Source organism: Psychromonas sp. SP041 (assembly GCF_000470315.2).
Lineage (GTDB): Bacteria > Pseudomonadota > Gammaproteobacteria > Enterobacterales > Psychromonadaceae > Psychromonas.
In genome coordinates, this window is sequence record NZ_CBRF02000055.1 from 1 (window position 1) to 23,127 (window position 23,127).

A 23,127-nucleotide genomic window follows, 5' to 3' on the forward strand; every position below is an offset into this window, starting at 1 on the left:
TTCATACACCAATTCCATTTCTTGATTAAACAAAAAAAAATCCCCAACCTTAAATAAGAGTGGGGATTATGTTCTATCTGCAAGATCGTTCAAGTTTTCTTCTTAGATCCTTAACCGATCGGCATTAAAGCATTTAACTTGGATTTTTTGTATCTACGATTTACGAATGAAATGAGATCGACACTTAAAACACGAAAGATATAAAAACAATCATTACCTCTTTTGACTTTGGGGCGCTGGCTTTAGCCTGCAGAATTTGTGTGTTGAATTAAAAAAGATAAACGTTATTAAGCTAAGCATTTAGCTTGGATTTTTTGTATCTACGATTTACGAATGAAACGAGATCGACGCTTAAAACACGAAAGATATAAAAACAATCCTTACCTCTTTTGACTTTGGGGCGCTGGCTTTAGCCTGCAGAATTTGTGTGTTGAATTAAAAAAAGTAGAATGAATAAGATAAGTTTCAGAGCAAAAAGAAAACACATACAAACAAAAAACCTGCAAACTGAAAACAGGACTCGCAGAACACCTCTGATGATGCTCTAAAGCTTGCCTAATATTCCATCACCAAAATAGAAATTCAAACAACAATAACCACATGAGTTAGCTAATCTAGTATTAAGCCAAGGTCGGTAATAACGAACGAATACCATCGATAAACATTTGTACAGACATAATCAGTAATAACATCCCCATTAACCTTTCTAATGCAGTTAAGCCTTTTTCTTTTAAGAGTTTATATAAATAAGGTGAGCAAAGCAGAACAACAGCAGACATGCTCCACGCAAGTAAAAGGGAAAGAAACAACGCACCAGAATGTTCAGTATTGGTTTTTGCTAATACTAACAATGTTGCTAAAGCCGCAGGTCCTGCAATCATAGGGACAGCGATAGGAACAATTAACGGTTCATCCCCTTTTTTCATGACAAACAGATCTCCTCCATCAGCACTAGGGAAAATCATTTTTAAAGAGATAACAAAAAAGATAATCCCACCGGCAATGGTGATAGCTTGAGTTTGTAAATGGAATAGACTTAAAAATTGCTCTCCAAAAAACAAGAAAACGATCAAAATTAATAACCCAATTAACATCTCACGAATAATTATTTTCGAGTGCTTTTTTTTATCTATATTTTTTAAAATACTTAATAATAAAGGCACATTGCCCAATGGGTCTAAAATAAAAAAGAGCAAAAAAGCAGTTGAGAATATCGGAAATGTTGCATCCATGGAAACAAGCCTTAACAGTTAATGTACTGGGTTCAAAAGTGCTTTACATTGTAGGCAGTAAAATAAAGAGAGCAATGGGTTTCTACTTTATCCTTTCAATATAGGCGAGGAGCGCAAAGATAAGCTTATCTTTAGTGTTATGAGGTACTAGAAGAATAGACAAGTAAGTTGATTTAAAGAGGCTCAAATAGAACAATAAGAAGGAAGTCGCCAGATAAATAGAAAATAAAAAAGCAGTCAGACAGTAAGTATTTTATAAATTGATATAAGCACTTACTATCTGACTGTAAAAACGAACAAATCGTAATAAATATATGATGAGTAAACTCTAGACCAATTAAATTAAGATTAGCTAATCCTAATTTAGCTAACCTTAGTTAAGTAGAAATTAAAAGACGTTCCCTTACCAATTTGACTCTCAACGCTAATATCTGATTGTAATAAGCGCAGTAATTTTTGGGTAATCGCTAGCCCTAAACCACCATGCTCTTTACTATCAAAAATAGCGTTGCTAGCACGGTAACGCGCATCAAAAATATACGCCAATTCATTTTCGTGAATCCCAGTACCGTTATCGCTAACAGAAATATTTAATCTATTATTTTCTTTTTCATCAACTTGTATCGTGATGTTACCACCAACATCAGTATGTCGAATCGCATTATCAATCAGGTTACTCAATACTCGCTCTAACTTACCAATATCGGTATAAACCATAAACTCACATTGCTCAGGTAAGATATTTAAAACCAATTTCTTTTCTTGTAGCCTATGCTGAAATTTAGCCACAATATCATGCAATAATTCTGCAAGTGGAAATGTTTCAAGATCCAATGTCACTTGTCCACCATCAAGATGCGCTAACTCGAATATTTGATCGACTAGCTTTTTAAGTTGATTCGCATTTTTAAAAGCAATATCTATAAAGCGTTGATGCTGCTCATCACTTAACGTATTGCCTTTAAGTTGAATGGTCTCAAGATAACCTTGTAGCGCAGCAAGTGGTGTTCGCAAGTCATGAGACAAATCAGTTAACATTTCACGTCTGGTTTTATCTATTGATTGAAGTTGTACCAATTGATAATTAATTTGTTCAGCCATTTCATTAAATGCCTGACCTAGCTCATGAATTTCATTGTTTTTAGCCGCAGGCCAATCATGCAGTTGTACTTTGTTTTTTTCAAATCCTGCTTTTTTAAAAGCACGAATATTTTGCGTTAATTGTTTTAAAGGCTGTGTAAAAATACGTAACAGCGCAATCAGCACTAAGAAAAAAGCAACCACTACACCCAATAAAAACACTAATGACTGCGAAAGATGTTGATCAGACTGAACCGCTTCAAAAATTGAATCATAGGTTTCACCACCAATAATCACATAAAGGTAGCCTTGAAGGTTTTCATCATTATAGATAGGTGAAGCTGAGAATATTTTTTGTTCATTAATATCACGCGGATCATCGCCGTAAATAGGTAATGCTTTTTTTAGATTAATAAAATCAACAAGCGGTGCAATATTTACTTTTTCACGTTTCACTTTACCTGGCTCAGCAGAATAACTAAGAATATTGCCATTGGGTGCAACAAAATAGAATTCAAAACTAGGGCCTAATATCATTAAACTATGAAAAAGATTTTTGAGTGCACTTTGGTCATAAACGCCCTCTTTTAATAAAGGGTTATCTCTGCCTAAATGTTCGGCTAAATTAAGATGTAAACGTTGTTCAGCTTCGTGTCGAGATTCAACCTCTAACTTTGCAGACCACCATGAAAAGGTACAAGCGATAGCAATAAAAAGTAACACCAATGCGATTGTCATTCGCTGATATAAAGACACTCTCATTAAACAACACCTTCAGGGCTAAATTTATAACCCACACCAAACACGGTTTGAATAATATTCGGGAAGACTTTATGCGTCGAGTCAGGTTGCCCTGCTACTAATTTGTTACGTAGACGGTTGATATGAGAGTTCACAGTATGTTCATAACCACTGTGTTGATAGCCCCATACTTTATCTAATAATTGTGTGCGAGAGAAAACTTGGCTAGGATGTTGAGCCATAAAGCACAATAGGTCGAATTCTGTTGAGGTAAGATCTAAACTTTGGTCACGTAACACAACTTCATGCGTGCGTTTATTTATCATCAATTGACCATGACAAACAATGCCTGTATCTGTTTCTGTTGTTTCTTGTTTATTATTTTTTAATAAATGAACACGACGAAGCAATGCATGTATGCGCGCTTGTAATTCTCTCACGCTAAACGGCTTAGCCATATAATCATCAGCGCCTAATTCAAGACCAACGACACGATCAATTTCTGATGTTCTCGCTGTTAGCATTAAAATAGCTTGCTCTGGTTTCACTTCTCTTACTTTGCGGCAAACTTCCAAACCGCTACATCCTGGTAAATTAATATCCAGCATTAATAGAGAAAAATCGTTTTCTAAACCTTGTTTAATCGCATCTTCACCATTATCACAATGGGTGACTTCAAGCCCAAGATCTTGCATGTTCACTTTTATTAACTCTGCAATATCCTGATCATCTTCAACAATTAAAATACTATCTGTCATCTTTCAGCTTCCTAAAAGGTGACCTATTAATGATTGTGAATTAAGGGGGTATCACAAAAAATAACAGGCCATAATGGTTTATCTGGTACGAGTAATAGTAACAGACATAACTGGGTTATCGAATTTTTGTTGGTAAGTTAACGCTGACGTAGTTAAGCCGTCGTCAGCACTGACAATACCAGGGTGCATAGTCACTATATTGATGTCATCACGAATTGGATTGCTTGCTTCACCACCAGCTGCTGGACCTGGTACAGTATCAGCGCTTTCTGTATTAGCTTCAGTACCTGCATCATAAGCAACCGTACTAAATGTTAATGAATCATTAACTGCTAGCTCACTTAAATCAACTTTGTTAAGACCTGTAAAGGCATCGTTAGAATTACCTAACATACTGGTAAATGACAAGTAATTAACTTGAGCTGTATGACTAACCGTTACCGTAGCAGTTTCGCCATAAACAATACCGCCAGTAGCGCTTGCAGAACTTAATAGAAAGCTAGTTTCATCAAGTATACGGCTAGCATCGCCAGATTCTGCTAATAACTCTAATGCTTCTGAAGCAGGCTCTCCTACTTCAAACAATTCACCAGTATCATGTAATATTAATAAGGGAGCTGAAATAGGCTGCCCATTCGTTAAGTTTTTTAGTAATACTTCATATTCAACGGGTGTTTCAATTATAGTCACCGTATCGGAGTCATTGTCTCCACATGCAACTAATGTTAGCGCTGCAGCTGTAGCAATAGCGACTTTAGAAAATTTAATCATAAAGCCTCCTTATTCAACAACAATAGTCAATTTTGCAACAGGGTTTAACCAACGATGAGCACTACTATCTAAATCACTGATACCGCTTTCATCGTCATCATCACCTAATACACCAGGGTGAATGTGCACATTCGTATTACTAATTTCTTCTGTAACACCAGAGGCACCAGTTGCTGTGATACCAATTGGGTTTGGTATATTAGCAATGATTTCATCATTCGCTTCTGTACCTGCATCATATGCATTTAGGTAAACAGTATAAGTACCCGCTTCAGTTGGGATTTTCCAACTATCTAAACCAACAAAACCATCATTAGTCGGTAACATCATTGCTGCAACAGATAGGTAATCATTACCGCTGTTACTGCTTAGAGAAAAATTTGCTGATGTTGCAGGTGCTAACAAACCACTAGCAGGATTTTCATTAACATTAGCATTAGCAACAGATAACAACCCACTTACGCCAGAAATATCACCACCTTCAGCTAAGGCTTCTAATTCAGCACTTGCCGCTTCAGTTGTTGTAAATATAGCAGTATCGGCATCATGAGCAGCCGTAATAACAGGGGTGAAGTAAATACCATGGGTTAAATTCGTTACTGTTACTGTTAAGTCTTGCGCTTGGCTAGTGGCAGAAAATAAACCGAATAGGCCTACAGCAATAAGATGTTTTTTTAACATGAAGAAACTCCCTTTAATTCGAATAATAAATAGTTGTTAATAAATTTGTTGTAATTGTTTTACAAAAAACAGTATGAACGGGAGTTATCACGAACTTATCACGTAATATTCACTATTTGGTTGTGATGCCTTCGTTTTTTCATTTTTGACCTTAAATAGAAACGTTATTGCCTTAAATAAACAAGCTAATGATCTAATATGTGAAAAATCATGAATAAAACAAATGATAAAAAATTAAACAAGTAAGAAAGATTGTTTTTATATTTCCTAGATTCACATAATAACAGCAAGTATAATCGCGCCTTTCAAAATGAATAAGAGTAAAACCATGAACGAACAATACGAAAACCGCTTTGGTGGTATCAAACGCTTATATGGCACTACAGCATTACAAAAATTTAAAGATAGCCATGTTTGTGTTGTAGGTATTGGTGGTGTTGGCTCTTGGGTTGTTGAATCATTAGCACGTTCAGGTATTGGTCAAATCACCTTAATTGATATGGATGATCTTTGTGTTACCAACACAAATCGTCAAGTTCATGCGCTAGCAGATACCGTAGGCCAGCAAAAAATAGAAGTGATGGCGGCTCGTTGTAAGCAAATAAATCCTGATATTATTGTTAACTGTGTTGATGACTTCATCGATAAAGCAAACTGTTTTGAATATCTTTCAAGTGACATGGATTACATCTTTGATGCCATTGATAGCATTCATGCAAAAGTAGCGTTAGTGGCACATTGTAAGCGTAATAAATACCCGTTATTAACGTGTGGTGGCGCAGGTGGACAACTTGACCCAACACAAATACAAGTTACTGACTTAGCAAAAACCATTCAAGATCCACTAGCCGCAAAAGTGCGATCAGAACTCCGTCGTCATTTTAATTTCAGTAAAAACCCTAAACGAAGATTTCATGTTTATTGTGTTTTTTCAACAGAGCAATTAAGTTATCCTGATTTAAACGGCGAAGTGTGTAGAGAAAAAGCGGAATCAGACGGCAATATGAAGATGGATTGTGCCAGCGGCTTTGGCGCCTCAACCATGGTAACCGCAAGCTTCGCTTTTATCGGCAGCGCGTTTATTCTTAATAAAATAGCCGAAAAAGCCAAAGCAGCGAGTGGTAAAGCATAAAGCCTATAAATTGATGTTTGATGTTTGATGTTTGATGTTTGATGTTTGATGTTTGATCAGCGAATTAAAAACATAAAACCTATACGCTTCGAGGTTAATTTTTTAGCGGCGCTGGCTTTAGCCTGCAGGGGGTTGTGTGTTGAATTTGAAGAAACGTAATTAATAGAACCAAGCTTAGTATTTTATAAAATCACACACAAAAAATCTGCAAGCAGAAGCATGTGCCGCGAATTCAAAACACAAACCATAACAAACTAAAAACAGGATTCACAGAGCTACTCCGCTCATAACTCTAGGCTTTGCCTAATTCGCCATGCGCCGCCAATCCAAAATATAAAACCTATACGCTTCGAGGTTAGTTCTTTAGGGGCGCTGGCTTTAGCCTGCAGGGGTTTATGTGTTGAATTTGAAGAAATGTAATTAATAGAATCAAGCTTAGTATTTTATAAAAAGCACACACAAAAACCTGCAAGCTAAAGCATGCGCCCCGAGGTCAAAACATACGAACTATATACAAGCTAAAAACAGAACTCGCAGAACTACTCTGCATAAAAACAACACAAAAATCTGCAAGCTAAAGCATGCGCCCCGAGGTCAAAACATAAACCATAACAAACTAAAAACAGGGTTCGCAAAGCTACTCCGCTCATAACTCTAGGCTTTGCCTAATTCGCCATGCGCCGCGAGGTCAAAATATAAAAGTGCTAAAAAACCAAAAAAAATAGCGATGTTGATATCAACATCGCTATTTAAAATCGAGCGTTTACGTGAGGTTTATTTAGCTTTTAGACAGATCCAATAACTCCCTTAACGCTACCTGACACATACTAAACTCAGGTAAGCTTACGGCAGATAATGCTTCTGTCATCTTGTGCCAGCGATCTGCTAGGCTCTGATGCTGCACTTGCCAATCTAAATACGCTTTTTCTACGTCTTTGTCATGCAAGGTCAATAACACAGCTCGAGTGATACGTTTTTGTTGCCACTCTAAATCATCACGCATTGCTTCACGCGCTAATGATTGCCAATGACTATCAACTGGTAATAAGTTTAACTGCGCTGCAATATCAGCTAATTTCAGTTTTTCTTCAGAATAGAAATACACATGTGCAGCTAATTGAGGATCGACCTTCAATTTACTTGCTACATCAATAATATTTAATAAAGCATAAGACTGCTCAGTATTACTGAGTTTCTCAACAAGCGCGATGGGTACGCCCTGTTCTTTTGCATTATCTAACTCTAATTGACGTTCTTGCAAACTGCGTTCACTCAGCAACTTAGGTAGATTCGCTTTCACTGCATGTAACGAGGTTTTGTATTTCTTAATTAACGTCGCACAATCTAACTGCTCTCTATGACTTCTAATAAACCAACGAGTGGCATGACGCACCATACGCATTAGCTTATTCATTAGCTCAGTTTGAACTGCACTATCAATCTGATTATCTAATGATTCAATCTCAGCCAATAACTCAGGTAAGTTGAAGATATCACGCGCAGCAACCCATGCTTTAGCTAAGTCTAAGAACGAACAACCTGTGCTAGACATAATGCGATAAGCAAACGTAGCGCCCATTACATTGAATAAGTCATTACTCACCTGTGTCGCAACAATTTCAGATAACAACGGATGCTCATGAATTTCAGCTTTGTAAGATTTAACTAACTCACCCGGGAATATTTTCTCAGCCTCTTTTGCTAAGTAACCATCTTCGGCAATTCGCGCTTTAGCTAACTCTTCTTTCATTTCATTTTTAGCATAAGAGATCATCACCGAAATAACAGGTCGTGTAACCCCTAACTCTGCATTTTTACGTTCAGTGATCTCTTCATCACTTGGAATAAATTCTAAGCTTCTGTTTAACTTACCTTTCTCTTCTTGGCTATTGATTAAGCCTCGGAACTCTTCAATGCCTTTATGACCTTGTAAGTAAGATAAGCTAATACTCTGTGCTTGGCGGTAGTTATTATGTAATACCAACTCAGAGACTTGTCCGGTCATATTTTGTAGCCAAACATTACGCTGTTTAACCGTTAAATCACCTTTCGAGACGAGTTTGTCTAATAATATTTTAATGTTAACTTCTAAATCTGAACAGTTCACGCCCGCTGCATTATCTATCGCATCAGTAAAACATTGTCCGCCATGCACAGAGAACTCAATACGAGCACTTTGTGTCATGCCTAAGTTACCGCCTTCACCAATCACTTTACAACGTAATTCAGAACCATTAACGCGTAAGCTGTCATTGGCTTTATCGCCCACATCAGCATGGCTCTCTTTTTCGCTTTTAACGTAAGTACCGATGCCGCCATTCCATAACAAATCAACAGACGATTTCAGTAATAATGAAATCAGGTCAGTAGGCGTGACTTTCGCTTGTTTAATGCCAAACGCTTTAGCCATTTGAGGCGTCACCGCAATTGATTTTGCAGAACGTTCGAAAATACCGCCACCAGCAGAGATCAACTTAGCATCATAATCAGCCCAACTTGTTCTTGGTGTATCAAATAAACGCTGACGTTCATCAAAACAAGCCTCTAAGTTTTCAGGGTTAGCATCGATGAAGATATGGAGATGATTAAACGCAGCTAACAGCTTAATTTTCTTAGAACATAACATGCCATTACCAAATACATCGCCCGCCATGTCACCAATACCAATCACTGAAATCGGTTGCTCTTGGACATCAACGCCTAGCTCTCTAAAGTGACGCTGTACACTAATCCACGCCCCTTTCGCTGTGATCCCCATTTTCTTATGGTCGTAACCATTACTGCCGCCTGATGCAAATGCATCGTTTAGCCAGAAGTTACGATCAGTCGCTAATTCGTTAGCAATATCAGAGAACGTCGCCGTGCCTTTATCGGCAGCAACTACTAAATACGGGTCATCATTATCGTAACGCACCACTTGCTGAGGTGGGATTAAATTGCCCGCTTCAAGGTTGTCGGTAATATCTAATAACGCACTAATGAACATTTTGTAACAGGCAATACCTTCTTGCATAAAGGTATCGCGATCCATTGTCGGGTTAAGGTACTTAGCAACAAATCCACCTTTAGCACCAACAGGCACAATCACAGAGTTTTTAACTTGCTGTGCTTTCACTAACCCTAGCACTTCAGTACGGTAATCTTCACCACGGTCAGACCAACGTAAGCCACCGCGAGCCACACTGCCACCACGTAAATGCACACCTTCAAAACGAGGAGAATAAACAAATACTTCGTAACTTAAACGCGGTAATGGAATCTCGCCTATTTTTTTATGGTCGAACTTAAAGCTAATGTAATCTTTAAACTCTCCATCTTGTTGTTGGAAGTAGTTACTACGAATTGTCGCCATAACCAACTCAACGTATTTACGTAACACTCTATCTTCATTGAGGTTACTCACATCATTCAGTGATTCTAAAATAGCGTTTTCTAGCTCAGCTTGTTTCTCTAGGCTCACCTGTTTTTCAGGATTAAAACGAGCATGGAATAAATTAACAATCTGTTTTACAAAGCCGCTATGATCCAACAAAGTTTTAGCAATAGAGAAATGACTGAAACCAAAACGAATCTGTTTTAAGTATTTCGCATAAGCACGCAACATGGCAATATCACGCCACGCAATGCCAGCCCCTAAAATCAATTTATTGAATGGGTCGTTATCTGCCTGTGCATACCAAATAGCAAGGAACGCATCGGAGAATAAATGACGGTAATTTTCAGGGTCAAAACCATCATCGTTAACGTATAACAACGTGAAGTCATATAACCAAAATACGCTCTCACCTGAAGGCGATACTTGGTAAGGGTATTCTTGAGCTACTTTTAACCCTAAGTTTTCTAAAATAGGAATTAAGTCTGATAACAATAAAGCCCCATCTTGATGGAATAACTTTAATTTCAATCCACTGTTATTCGCTTCAATAGAACGATAAAAACGTAATGCCATTGAACGTTCTGATGACGTTAATAATGACTCAACACGGTCGATATCCGTCACAGCAACACGAGAACTAAAGCTATCTTGGTAGCTCGTCGGGAAAGCAGATTCATACTTACGTGCTAGTTTAACCGCCGTTTCTTCGCCATGATTTTCAATTAATGAGTCTTGCAGATCCTCATGCCATGCTTTCGTAATTTGCTGCATACGCAATTGAATCGCATCAAGCTCTAAATCGCCTTCTAATGGTTTATCAAGATGAATCACTAAACGTAAACGCGCAAGGTTAGACTCACTCAAATACGTTTGGAAATCACTGTCTACAATATCCATCGTGCGTGATAACAACTCAACAAACTTGAGCCTTACCTTAGTATTATAAAGGTCACGCGGTACATACAATAAAGCAGTAACAAAACGCTTATTACCATCGGTTCTTAAGAAGAGTTTAAGCTGCTTTCTTTCCTGCGCATGTAATACTTCTATCACATTATTAAGTAAGGTTTTTTCATCACAAAGTAATAAATCTTCAACGGCATAGGTTGATAATATTTGTGTTAACTCTTTGTAATAATGCCCACCTAAACTCAGGCCAGACTGCGCTAAAATGTTATTAATTTTTTGTCGAACAACAGGAATGCCTAACGGGCTACCGCTGTAAACAGAAGAAGTGTAAAGACCGATAAAACGAGTACCGCCAATCAACTCACCTTGTTTATTAAACTGCTTAACATACACCACATCAGGATAAGCAATTCGATGCACCATCGCACGTTGTGACGCTTTACTGAAATGCAACAAAGACGGCTCTTGTAACTCATGTAAACAATCGAATTGGGTTTTATCGTGCATAAATTCTTTATGCTTTAATAAACCTAATTGGCTTTTTTCGACAATACTAATAAAGCCGTCTTTTACTGTGAATTGGTCACAAGCAAGGAACGTAAAATGATCGTCCGCCATCCAATCTAAATAAGTTTGTTGCTCAGCAAAATCAGCTTTTGAAGTAATCGCAGTCACCTCTTTTTTACTGACTTTAATGGCATCTTTTACTTTGGCTGCCATGTGTGAATAATCATCGACCACCAATGAAACATGACTTAACGCGCCCTCTAAACTCTTTTGAATCTTCATTCGTTCAGAAGAAGAACTGGTTTGATCGATTTCAATATAAAGCAATAACTCAGTGTTTGAATCGTTCGTATTGACAATATCTGAATTAAGCGTTTTTAACTTACCAGAGGCATTACGTTCACTGTTTATCTCACTGTAAAAGATACGATGCAGTTTAGTATTATGTTTATTTAGGGTGATTTTGACCGTATCAATAATAAAAGGAATATTACGGCTCAAAACACTGATAATTGAATGCGTTGATTGCCATTCATCTTGCTCAACGTCAGGGTTAAATACTTTGACCTTAGCCACCTCCCCTTTCCATTGATGCACTTCACGCCATAAAGAAACCGTTAAACCTGCTAAATCATCAGGGCTAATCATCGCCAGATCTACAATACTAACATCGCGATAAATGGCACTAATAAAATTTTGCAATAGAGACTGTTCACGCACAGGAAAATGCGCTTTTAATTGAGAAAAAATTTGTTCGAGAATGTCTGATTTCTGATTCGTTTTTATATTCATGTAATACCTACCTGATGGTAAAATTAACGGTTCTGTTTAAGGCTAAGTTAAAAAAATAAATAAACAATACAATAGATTAAGAAGCGCTTATTAGCACACAAAAATATTGAAAATAGAGTAATTAATCCATTGAATAAATAAATATGTTTTTCTGATAATTAAAGAGAAAGGTTAGCTGGGTTTTTAATTGCTTTTAATCTGCTTTTTAAGCGTTTCCAACAAAGATAAATTTGGATTAGGTTTTATTTGACAAAATATCATTCAACGTCCACTATCGCAAACAAGTAAACAGATCTGTCCACCTCTATTTACTTATCACCTTAAATCACCATCATCAATTAACCTATTAAATTAACTAATGCTGAGAAAATAACATGAAAATAATTTATAAATTTCTTATTTTGCTTACCGTATTCGCCAGCCCTTTAACCTTAGCAGAACAAGCCGTTTGGCCAGAAACTACCTATTACCGCACCGTTAACGTTGACGGAAACAACATTTTTTACCGTGAAGCGGGTAATCCAGATAACCCTACTATTCTGTTTTTACACGGTTACCCTTCTTCTTCACACATGTACCGCCACCTCATTCCACTACTATCAGGATCGTTTCATATTGTCGTGCCAGACAACCTAGGGTCAGGATACAGCGACAAACCCGATCCTAAAGAACACCCATACACATTTGATTTATTAGCAGACGTGATGGATGGCTTTGTTAAAAAACTGGGTATTAAACATTACACTGTTTACATGCAAGACTTTGGTGCGCCAGTTGGGTTTCGTTTAATGATGCAACAACCAGATCGTGTGACTGCGCTGATAGCACAAAATGGGAATGCTTATTTAGAAGGGTTAACACCACCACGCCAAGCCTTTTTCAAAAAAGCACATGAAGATACATCTCCAGAGATGTTTAAAAAGCTTTATGATTTTACTGGTGTACAAGGCATTAAAGATAAGCAATATTTACGTGATGTTAAAGGTAAAGAAGCGATCATGAGCCCTGATAGCTGGACTCACGCACTACATTTTTTAGAGACCGAACAACAACGCGTTATCCAAGTACAGTTACTGCAAGATTATTACAATAACTTATTAGCTTACCCAAAATGGCAAGCATTTTTACGTGAGAAACAACCACCGACGTTATTGGTTTGGGGCAAAAATGATCCTGCCTTTATATCAGCAGGCGCAGAAGCTTACTTAAAAGATGTACCCAATGCAGAGCTTCATTTAATCGATGCAGGTCATTTTGCGATGGAAGAAAAACCAGTTGAAATCGCAAAATATATTATGCATTTCATGAAAGAACTTAATAAATAATTAGCATTACAAAGCTCACGAAGACTTTCAATAAAGAAAGTCAGATCAACAATGTGAGTTTAAAAAAACAACATCAGTAAGCGACTAACTATCAGTAATCTACTTGTACTAGCTTACTGATAGTTATACCAATGGAATTAAATAAGTGATCAGAGATTGCGCAGGAAAAATTAACACTAATAAGGCGTGAGTTGTAGGAGATAGTTGTTCTCACTTCAAAACTCACAACGCAGTTAGGGGTGATTTTAACCAGCAAGAATGATCACCTTATTAATTCTTTTGGTATTAACAGCTTACTGATTTTTTATTGCAACAAAATCGCCTCATCATTCACAAAGCGTAATGCCAAACAATCACTGTCTTTACTAATAATCATCGACGAATCCACACGCAGGCAACTACCTGCATACTTACCTGCCGCAGTGAACGTACAAACTTGAACGTAATAACCATCAACCAACGGTAATGGAAATAGCGATTGGTAAATATTGTCTTGATGGGCAAACTGTCCGTCCGTTGCGTCCAACACATCTTGCGCGTGGTCAACTAACTGAATATTCGCCCCACAACGGCCAACAATCGGCTTACTAACATAACCACTGGCTTGTAAATCTTCATTTAATTCAAAGTCAGCATGTAACAATAATGGGTGATTCGGAAATAACGACCACAACACCGGTAATATCGCTTTATTGCTTGGAATTAACGTCCATAACGGCTCAAAAATCATAATGTTTTTATGCAGTAACACATCAGCAAGTCGTGGCGTTTTACCTTTTTTAGATAAAGGCTCAAAGCTCTCTGACGACGCATCATCTGACTCACATTCTAAGCGAATTTGGTCCAGTGCCGTTTCCCATGACCAGGTTTTCCAAACCCAATGCAATACCTCGCCTTGCGCATCAACCACATTGCCTGACTCATCCCAAATTAAAGAATCAATTCCTTCAATCAAACGACTATCAATACCTGCCGCTTTTAAGGTCTGTTGAATAAATAAAGCATGATACTTCTCTTCAGGATCATCATCATGAAGAATATGTATCAGCCCTTTTACCTGACTTTTTTGCCATGCTTTCACCAGCTGATTAAACAGATCTTTACCTGCATCTTCACCTTCATGAACACCATAATGATCTGCCCATTTCCCCTGAATTTTAGCCCCTTCCATATAACATGACGCAGAGTCACAGTTATATTCATAAACCTTCAAACCTTGCGTTGTCATCGCAAAGTCAAAACGACTGGTGATCAGCTGGTTTAAACGGTTATCCCAGGATTGGCGGATCTTAGGTAATAAAGCACGTGGTAAATTAAATTTTTCTAATAGATGTTCGTTATCAAGCACATAATCCGTAGCGTGCATAAATAAACCATGCAGCTCATTGGTCGCTCGGCGTAAAGCATCTTCCGCTGTTTCAGACAAAACATAATAACGATATTCATCAGCAAACGCCGCACTTAGCTTATGCCCTTGCAATGCTTTGACATAAGCCGCTTCATCTTTGTTGGCGACATTTAACCAAGACTTCTTTTGCCCTGATGCAGGCTTGACATGATGGCTAGATAAAGAAAACAACTGCTTATCAGTTTCTTCACTTATTTCCGCATCAGTGTCATCGTCAGTTTGTATCATCCACCCTAAAATCAACGCATCATTAAATGAACAAGCTACCCAATATTCGCCATCTTCACTGATCGTCGCCGCTAATTCACGGCTATAGTTTTGCCCCTCTGGCCACTTAACATGGTCAAGGTTTTGCTCTGCAATGCGGATTTTATCGGCGAACACTTCAGTGACAATGGCAACATGCCCTGTTTCTTCAAACTCGCCACCTTGCTCCCAAATTAACAAACAACCCGGTTGCGGGTGACGTTGACTGCCATTACCAAAAGCTTGTAGTGGCAAACGTGTATTAGACGCAATATCGCGCACCGAACGTAAATTGAATATTTCATAAGCCATCGAAACATCATCAAAAATATAACCACTATTTTGATACATCCAACGACGAGCAAACTCAACGCATTGCCACTTATAGCCCATATAAATGCCATCCACATAACTACGAAAAGCACTACGTTTAGGATACTCAACATCACTAGCACTATCATAGTCACTAGAATACGCAGCAACACCACCTGGCGCATAGCCAAGTAAGGTACCAAAAGAACAAGAGATTGATTTATTAGGCAAGGTTGGCATCCAATTAAAGGGAAAAGAACAGTTTCAATATAGACAAGAATATAGTGATTAGCAATTACTGTATTTAATAAAAAGATAAATAAATAATGCTTATAAAAGAGGGACTAATAGCGATAATTTAAAGTTGGTATTGGAAGAAAGGATGAGCCAAAAATAAAAGAATGGCACTTGGCTTTTATTGGTTTTAGTTTGGTAAAGGTCAAGTATATTGTTAATAATAATCGGTGTTCATTTCTGTTTAGATATAACAGTCTAACAATAAAAAGTATCAGGTTTATTGGGTGATATTAGGGCTAAAGTCGTGAGTCACTTAGCCCCCACCAAAGGGAGCCAGCCATGGATAGCCTTAGTTTCTTGTTATATTTATTTTCCTGAAATTGCACGACCAACAGATAAATTCCATTTTTTGTTATGAATTATTCTGTCATGTGGTAAATCACTATTAATTATCTGGTTTTTCGTTAATTGTGATATCTTTTCCCATTCACTGTTAAACACATAAATCGCATTATCTAATTCCATACTTTCTAGAACATATACATCTTGGTCTTTAAACCCGTAAACAAAATATCCACTAAACCCAGCACGACCAGTTGCTAAAAAATCAGGTTTTCTTCTAGAGATAATTTTCATTCTATGTTCTATAACTCTCTTATCTTTTTCTTCTAAATGCTCAGCTCTTTTTAAAACAATAGGCTTTGCTTTATCCCATGGACATTCACCAGGAGGTAAAATGTCCCATTGTAATCGTTTCAATTTGGGACCTATAATTTTTTCTTTCTGTACATCATATATTTCAAACTCTGAAAAACATTCAAGCATTACATTTGTAACATGGACATTTCTGGTCTCATCTTTGTCATCGAGATTTAGTTCAGATGAAGATAAAAACAAAGCACCATTTAGAGCTATTATCTCGAAAGTTTCAGAGGGAGCAGGAATATTTTCACGAGGATATTTATTCATGGTTCTAGTTCTAATCCCTGAATGTATTCCACCATGCCAATCCCTTGATGAACCATAAAACATAACCGATTCAGGCTCTAAAGGTAGATCTTTTCGAACTTTAATATCACCATTAGCATTAAAACCAGTATATTTTCCTAATACTGTCGGAATTAAGTAATCACCTGCAATCAGATTTTCATCAAAACCAAGTTCCAACAGACGCTCTTGGGGAATATTTAACAAGTTAACAGCAAGCCTCACCCTAATTGCAGAGCCAGCTACTTTCATGAATTTAGTTAATGTTCGTACTGATTTACCTGAAAACTTCATGTACAACTCCTTAAATATAACGCTTTGCGAAGGGGCAAATAATGGTTGGCTATAATACGCGAAGCGCAGCCGACTGTTATTTGTCCGTTTGAGCAACTTGTTATTGGGATTTAGAATAAATAGAAGTTAAAACATTAGCTATAGGAGTTCTATCAATGAGTTTATTATTTTTTTCGAGCTTTTGTAGAAAAGTTAAAGGAGTTAATTCATCATTTCCTTCGATTTGATTTGTGTTTGCTCCCTTATCTATTAAATACTTAACAAGTCTAACGTCGTTAAGTAATATTGCTGCATGCAAAGGTGAAAGGCCATCAACCTTACTCAATGCATCAATTGAGGCACCTTTAGACAAAAAATGTTCAAGGTAAAGATATCGCTTATTTACGTCTTGAATTTCAAACAAAAATGCTAACCCAGCTCCTGATTCTAAGGACTGAATATCATTTTCTGAAGTTCTAAAATTAAAGAGGTACAATTCACATGCTTTATCTGGAATATAATGAGTATCATCATTCGTACCACAAATAATGATATCTTCAACGTCGCTTTCAGATAGTGAATACACTGCCATTATTGAATATATAATAAGAAAAGATAACGGGATTAAAATAAATAGTGATTTTTTCACTTTTACCCCCAAACAATATTGTTATCAGAGCCATTAAACGCGAGCATACCAAAATGGTTTTCATTTAGTTTGGCAACACCATTAACATGCAAAAGCAATACACGTCCAAATTTCCATGCAAGTTGTTCACGTACTTTGTCATAAATTTTTATAGACATTAAATCTTGAGCGTTAGCATGTTTAAACCAATGCTTTAATGCTTTTTTACCAAATTTAATTAATACCTTCTTTGCGCCTGCCCTTGGGTTTGTCACTGATCTGAATAGAGCATCTACAAAGCCAAATGCATAAGAAGAATCAACAGCTTCAACAAGTAAAGCTTGTGCAAATTCTCGTACAGGATCAGTTATATTAAGTAAATCAATATTGTTATGTTGATTTTTGAAAATGAATTTAAGAATAACTACAGTTTCTTCTTCATTAAAGATAAGTTCATTAGTTTTGAATTTTTTAAGGTGCACTTGCTTGTTCATACTATTTCCTTTAGTCAACACGACGTGTGTTTATTAAGTAGTAATAAATATTGAATCAAAATAAAATACAGATTTCCTAGATGTCTTTTTACTTGTATCAGAAAGTCAAGGTAGAGTTAAGCTAGAAACCCCAATAACAGCGCATTAGATAGCAGAAAGTAATAATTCTGTAGGAAACATGGTAGCTTTCTAATGATTTTTAAATGACGACATTACTATAACTTTATTTTCAATCAAGCACTTAATGATAAAATAAATTATTTGTCATTGAAAAGCCTGTGCAAATTTCCATATTTACAGCGGAAATATGGCAAAAGCATAGTGCTATATATTCAGTTAAATCACTATGGAGGGTATTTATAAAATCATCTTTTTTATCTGCAATCTCAAAATCTCTGGAGTTAGATTATCCCTTTTGCTATTACTCTCTATTGAGAGTAAATAAGCATAAATTGGGTATTCCAACCGATAATAGGACAAACATTCTAATGAGCTTTGTGCCCCATAGCGACTTAAAAACATAGTGATTATTTAATAGAAAAAAGAAAGTTAACTCTTTGGCCTTTAGGTTATTTATACAAAATAATTAATATTATTCCCAGTTATCAAATACAAACAAACTTCTTTTTAAACAAATGATGCAGTAGCCGATTTATACCATTAACAAGCAGAACATCATGTAGTACGTCTAAAGCGAAATGACTGATTAAGCTCTTTATAAGACAAGACGTTGTGGTTAAGGTCAGACTAATCATCAGCGCCATATTTGATTTACTGGATAACACTCGTTATCCATGAGCCCATTAACTTAGAAGCGTCTAAAATAATAGAAAAGTGATTTGCCTCCTCAATGATTTTTATTTCTTTATTTGCTTTCGGTGCACTATTGTCTTTTGCAAACTGAATAACTTTTTCAGGATCAAACGCTTCATCTTTATTTCCAATCCACAGTCCGAATTGCTGTAATTTAGAGAGTTGAGTATCAGGAGAGTAAGGCGTGACTGCTTTTGACATATTGACCGTATTAAATGTGACTATTTTAGGGTTCTTTTCTAAAATACTATCAGGGTAATTAAATTTAACCGCATTTGAGTGGCCTAGAAATAGCCCGCCACTCATGCTGTTTATGACAAAGTCTGAAACACTTACGCTAGAAAACTCATATCCACCATTTTCAGTTTTATCGTAACTAGTTTCTGAACGAAAACCAAAATAAGGGGCAAGAAATACGTAACCATCGATAACGTCTCTTTGCTCCCAATTGGAATAATTAATTGCAAGGCCAGCTCCCGCAGAGTGACCGCCTATAAAAAGAGGCAAATCAGGATACTGACTTCGAGCATGTTTAACCATTGTATTAATATCTAACCAAACTTGTTGATCACTGGGCGTATCACCTCGTGGCCCATCAGAGCTTCCATGTCCCCTTAAGTCTGGCATATACACGGCAATGTTAAACTCATCGCGCAACCCCACACCAATATGATTATAGGAAAGTCCGCTATGGGCACCTGCCCCATGGAAAAATATTAATATCGCGTTAGCTTGCAGTGGCAAATAAGTGCGAAACGCCAAAGTGGTATCATCACTCGCCTGTGTATATTGCAAAGGCGTTAACTCTTTGCTATCTGCATTTTTTATCTCTTTAAGAGAAAAAAACTTATTTGATGGTTCGACCAATTGATTTGCATGTGATTTTTTGATTTGAGCAAGGAGTGGAAAAACGATCATAAGACTTAATAATACGAAGCTTAATTTCATCATAATGCCTTAAGTTTATTGTTAATATTACAAAATAATTTTGGACTATTACTTATGAGGATTACTTATGAGACTATCATTTAACCTATTGATACCATTCATATTGTTTATATAATTATTTTAAAGGCAGATAAATATCTGTAATGACCTCGCACTCTGCAACATCGGGGAACAGACTGATTCGTTCAAAAAAGAGTGGATAATCACGTAACTCTTCTTCATTTTCGGCAAGCCACTCTGAATATAAATAAGTTATCGCTTTATTAATGGTATCTTCAAAACCAATATGTCGAATAACCGCACACCGACCTGCTGGTATTATTTTTGCAAAAACGCCCTGATCATTTGGCTTTACATCCAATTTAATTGAGACACAAATTTCACAGCGGTATTTGTCTGGCTCAGTGACAGCGGGGTCATCATAAATAATATTAAATGTTCTACTTACCTTAGGTGATAACCTATTATTTTTGCGCCAGTGAATAAAATGTTTAATCGTATTACCAAGTGATTCAATAGGGCCTAAATGTTCTAAAGCAGCGATCTTTATTTCACTCATACTCACAACGTCAACATGATATAGAGGTTGATATGATTGCATCCGTTGAACTCGCATTTTTTTGAACGGTTGGTATTTTTCATGCCATGGGATCCAATCTGGTTGTTCTCTAAACTGAGATGGATTTTGACCAATAGACTGACTAAAAGCGCGAGAAAATGCTTCTGAACTCTCATAATTATTCGCTATTGCTATATCAACAATTCTCATCTCTTTTTTAAAAGCCAATTGATATGAAGCTCGCTTCATTCTAGCCTGTCTAATATAAGCAAATGCAGAGATACCAAAAAGAGAAGAAAATTGCCTGTGGAAGTGATATTTAGATAAACAGGCAATATGACTTAACTTTTCTACCGTTAGGTCTTCATCTAAGTGAGAATCGATATAATTTAATAATTGATGAAAACGCGCTTGATAATGCATTGTTGTAATATCCTTTAGATATAACTTTTTGATAACAACACGTTACTCGTTTCCATCTGATGATGCATGACAAAAGTTGCGGAATTTCAGGTTCAGAGACAACAAAGCTGACCGAAGTGAGCTTTTAGATTCTTGATACGAATCATGATAGATAGCAGACATTGTTTAATTCAAGGTGTTTTGTTGTGATGTTTAATTTACGGCATTTAGTGTTTCTTAAACGAATAGTAAAGCAACGATGCAGTAGACGAGTTATATTTTATACAGTTATTCAATAGCGAATAGACTCACCCATAATGAAAAATAAAAAACGAACTTAGAAACAACAGCACCACTCAACAATTGAAATTTATTTTATAATTTTTTAAGCTGGTTTAGCATGCCTGAAAATATACTTTCTGAGATGTTTGTAGGAAAATCTGTAGCAAGCCTCAGCCTTATGTCATTAATGATTTGCTCAGTCTTTTCTTTAATTTCACTGATTATTTCTTCCATTTTGGAGACATCGAATCCAACTTGTTTTGCTGTTTCTAAAAAGTGACGAAGGTAAATTTTATTAATATGATATTTCTTTCCCTTTGTCGCTTTTAAGCCCATCGCCAATTTTATTTGACGTATATCTAACCCTTTTTTATTGACCACAGGAAATACTGACAACACATCATAGAAAGGGGTTAACTGAAATTGACCATCAGGTAATATAAAGATTGAAAAGTTCTTTGCATGGCCATCAGATGCCCCCATTAACCAAAATAGGACCTGAGCTTTCATGAAATCAGATCTATCTTTAGCGGCATTTTTTGAGCCTAACAGGTGATTCATGATTTGCTGAATACCAGGCCCACCTTGGTTTTCATATTTTAAAGCTGAAGGCGTATTAAATACTTGGCAATAATCCTCTTGTGGCCTGCGCATCAACCATGTTTTATCACTTGAATATTGACGGTCAAAGCGTTCAACAGATAACACAGTCATATTTTGTAACGGTAATATCTCACATCGAGCAACAGATAAACCATAAGCTTGTAGTAACAACATACACAAGTATTCATTCTCTACACTATCCGACATGTCTAGAGAGTAAGAGTGGCTTTGTATTTTCCCTATAGGCAATTTAATGATGTGCGAGGTAGGTGTCGAGTTTAAAGGAAGGCACCATTGTTGGTTAATATTCAGTAAAGCTGTTTTCTCTTGCGCACCTGCAATCGAAATTCGGAAGTCTTGTTCTTCCTCAATCATGCCAAGTGGCATATCAGCAAGATACCCAGATATAATTTGATTAAGCTCTTTATCAGACAAAACTTTGTGTTCTAAATTTTTAACATTAGTCGGCTTGATGCCTTTAGGTAGCAATTGTAAAGCCCCAACACAGTCCCTACCAATAGACGATAGTAAGTCAAATGGTAATGATGAATTCGATCTATATCGAGTAATAATTCTTTGTCTAATTTCTAAGTTATCAGGTAATAAATTATCAAAATAATTATAAACAACATCGCCACTATATTGTTGTTTTGAAAGGGGCATGGATAATGAAATAGGACGAGCACCTTTCAAGTTCAACCATTCGTTATTGTATTGGAAAGAATGAGCCCCACTTCCTGATTTTTTAAACTCTCCAACCAAATATCCGTTAAGGTAAACATCTAGAATAGCCATTACCACTCCTCTTTCCAGCCTGAATTATCTTGCTCATTTTTAGTCTTTCGAGGGGTAATTTCAAAGTCTAAGTCTAGCGCAGAAAGTAACTTAAAAAAGGTTTCCATTTTAGTGGAGTCAGGTCTTAGTTCAAAGCTCGATACTGTATCCTGACGAATCCCCACTTTATTAGCGATATCGCTCTGAGATAACCCTTCATCTGAACGAACATCTTTTAAATAAGCACTCAATTGTTTTGTATTGGTAATTTTCATCGTCAAACCTTACACGCTATAACAAGTAAAAACCATTCTACACGGTAAAGGAGGTAAATCAACTTTTACACGCTAAAGGCGGTAATAAAATCAACAAAGAAATGAATTTAATTACTCAAATAAAGCATGTTATTCATATCAGCTAAAGGAGTTTGTACGGTGTTTAATTGCTTATTAAGCAAATGAGAACACAAGGATGAAGTAGACCGATTTCTATAGTAAAACACCAGATACAAAAAAGCCCACCGAAGTGAGCTTTTAAATAATGTAAACAGCAATGCCATTCTGGATAGCAGAAATTGTTTAATTCAAGGCGCTTGCTGTGATATTTAGTTAGCGATGTTTAGTGTTTCTTAAACGATTGGTAAAGCAACGATGAAGTAGACGACTTATTCATCTATAAATAATTATTTTTTATTTTACTAAAAACAAAAAAGCTCACCGAAGTGAGCTTTTAAATAATGTAAACAGCAATGCCATTCTGAATAGCAGAAATTGTTTAATTCAAGGCGCTTGCTGTGATATTTAGTTAGCGATGTTTAGTGTTTCTTAAACGATTGGTAAAGCAACGATGAAGTAGAC

The 23,127-nt window shown here is 36.5% G+C and carries 16 protein-coding genes; 2 read left to right on the forward strand and 14 right to left on the reverse strand.

Annotation, left to right across the window (positions count from 1 at the left end; genetic code table 11):
• Positions 1-620 precede the first annotated feature (620 nt).
• The 5 genes from SP041_RS19610 to SP041_RS19630 form a co-directional block, all read right to left on the reverse strand.
• Positions 621-1,232, reverse strand: coding sequence for a MarC family protein (locus SP041_RS19610; protein WP_025565654.1), 612 nt, complete (start codon positions 1,230-1,232; stop codon positions 621-623).
• Positions 1,233-1,595: 363 nt separating this feature from the next.
• Positions 1,596-3,074 (reverse strand): HAMP domain-containing sensor histidine kinase, encoded by a 1,479-nt coding sequence (locus tag SP041_RS19615; protein WP_025565653.1) that lies wholly within the window; start codon positions 3,072-3,074, stop codon positions 1,596-1,598.
• Entirely contained in the window at positions 3,074-3,811 is a 738-nt protein-coding gene (locus tag SP041_RS19620; RefSeq protein ID WP_025565652.1) for a response regulator transcription factor, read from the reverse strand. The genes SP041_RS19615 and SP041_RS19620 overlap by 1 nt, the downstream gene beginning before the upstream one ends.
• A 78-nt stretch (positions 3,812-3,889) precedes the next feature.
• A complete protein-coding gene (locus SP041_RS19625) occupies positions 3,890-4,582 on the reverse strand; it encodes a spondin domain-containing protein (RefSeq protein WP_025565651.1) in 693 nt (230 codons plus the stop codon).
• A 9-nt stretch (positions 4,583-4,591) separates the two neighbouring features.
• The gene (locus SP041_RS19630) at positions 4,592-5,263 is read right to left on the reverse strand and encodes a spondin domain-containing protein (protein ID WP_025565650.1); all 672 of its coding nucleotides are present in this window, start codon (positions 5,261-5,263) and stop codon (positions 4,592-4,594) included.
• 328 nt (positions 5,264-5,591) lie between these two features.
• On the opposite strand from SP041_RS19630, the gene tcdA reads away from it, so the two are divergent.
• Entirely contained in the window at positions 5,592-6,395 is an 804-nt protein-coding gene (gene tcdA / locus SP041_RS19635; RefSeq protein ID WP_025565649.1) for a tRNA cyclic N6-threonylcarbamoyladenosine(37) synthase TcdA, read from the forward strand.
• Between the two features lie 778 nt (positions 6,396-7,173).
• Here tcdA and SP041_RS19640 read toward each other — a convergent pair.
• On the reverse strand, positions 7,174-11,979 hold the full coding sequence (locus tag SP041_RS19640) for an NAD-glutamate dehydrogenase (protein WP_025565648.1): 4,806 nt from the start codon (positions 11,977-11,979) through the stop codon (positions 7,174-7,176).
• Between the two features lie 374 nt (positions 11,980-12,353).
• On the opposite strand from SP041_RS19640, the gene SP041_RS19645 reads away from it, so the two are divergent.
• Entirely contained in the window at positions 12,354-13,304 is a 951-nt protein-coding gene (locus SP041_RS19645) for an alpha/beta hydrolase (RefSeq protein ID WP_025565647.1), read from the forward strand.
• A gap of 304 nt (positions 13,305-13,608) precedes the next feature.
• Here SP041_RS19645 and gss read toward each other — a convergent pair whose 3' ends face one another.
• The 8 genes from gss to SP041_RS19685 all read right to left on the reverse strand — a co-directional run bounded on the left by gss (position 13,609) and on the right by SP041_RS19685 (position 22,545).
• Positions 13,609-15,510, reverse strand: a complete 1,902-nt coding sequence (gene gss / locus SP041_RS19650; protein WP_051368591.1) for a bifunctional glutathionylspermidine amidase/synthase — start codon at positions 15,508-15,510, stop codon at positions 13,609-13,611.
• A 363-nt stretch (positions 15,511-15,873) separates the two neighbouring features.
• Positions 15,874-16,788, reverse strand: a complete 915-nt coding sequence (locus SP041_RS19655) for a hypothetical protein (protein ID WP_025565184.1) — start codon at positions 16,786-16,788, stop codon at positions 15,874-15,876.
• Positions 16,789-16,888: 100 nt separating this feature from the next.
• A complete protein-coding gene (locus SP041_RS19660) occupies positions 16,889-17,416 on the reverse strand; it encodes an ankyrin repeat domain-containing protein (protein WP_025565183.1) in 528 nt (175 codons plus the stop codon).
• A gap of 2 nt (positions 17,417-17,418) precedes the next feature.
• Positions 17,419-17,889 carry a hypothetical protein gene (locus SP041_RS19665; RefSeq protein WP_025565182.1) on the reverse strand — a complete coding sequence of 157 codons (471 nt, stop codon included), beginning with the start codon at positions 17,887-17,889 and terminating at the stop codon, positions 17,419-17,421.
• A gap of 771 nt (positions 17,890-18,660) precedes the next feature.
• Positions 18,661-19,650 (reverse strand): alpha/beta hydrolase, encoded by a 990-nt coding sequence (locus tag SP041_RS19670; protein ID WP_025565181.1) that lies wholly within the window; start codon positions 19,648-19,650, stop codon positions 18,661-18,663.
• A 115-nt stretch (positions 19,651-19,765) separates the two neighbouring features.
• Complete coding sequence (locus SP041_RS19675) at positions 19,766-20,632, reverse strand: AraC family transcriptional regulator (protein ID WP_025565180.1); 867 nt, start codon at positions 20,630-20,632, stop codon at positions 19,766-19,768.
• 354 nt (positions 20,633-20,986) lie between these two features.
• Positions 20,987-22,291, reverse strand: a complete 1,305-nt coding sequence (locus tag SP041_RS19680) for a type II toxin-antitoxin system HipA family toxin (protein ID WP_025565179.1) — start codon at positions 22,289-22,291, stop codon at positions 20,987-20,989.
• A complete protein-coding gene (locus SP041_RS19685) occupies positions 22,291-22,545 on the reverse strand; it encodes a helix-turn-helix domain-containing protein (RefSeq protein WP_025565178.1) in 255 nt (84 codons plus the stop codon). The genes SP041_RS19680 and SP041_RS19685 overlap by 1 nt, the downstream gene beginning before the upstream one ends.
• Positions 22,546-23,127: the final 582 nt, after the last annotated feature.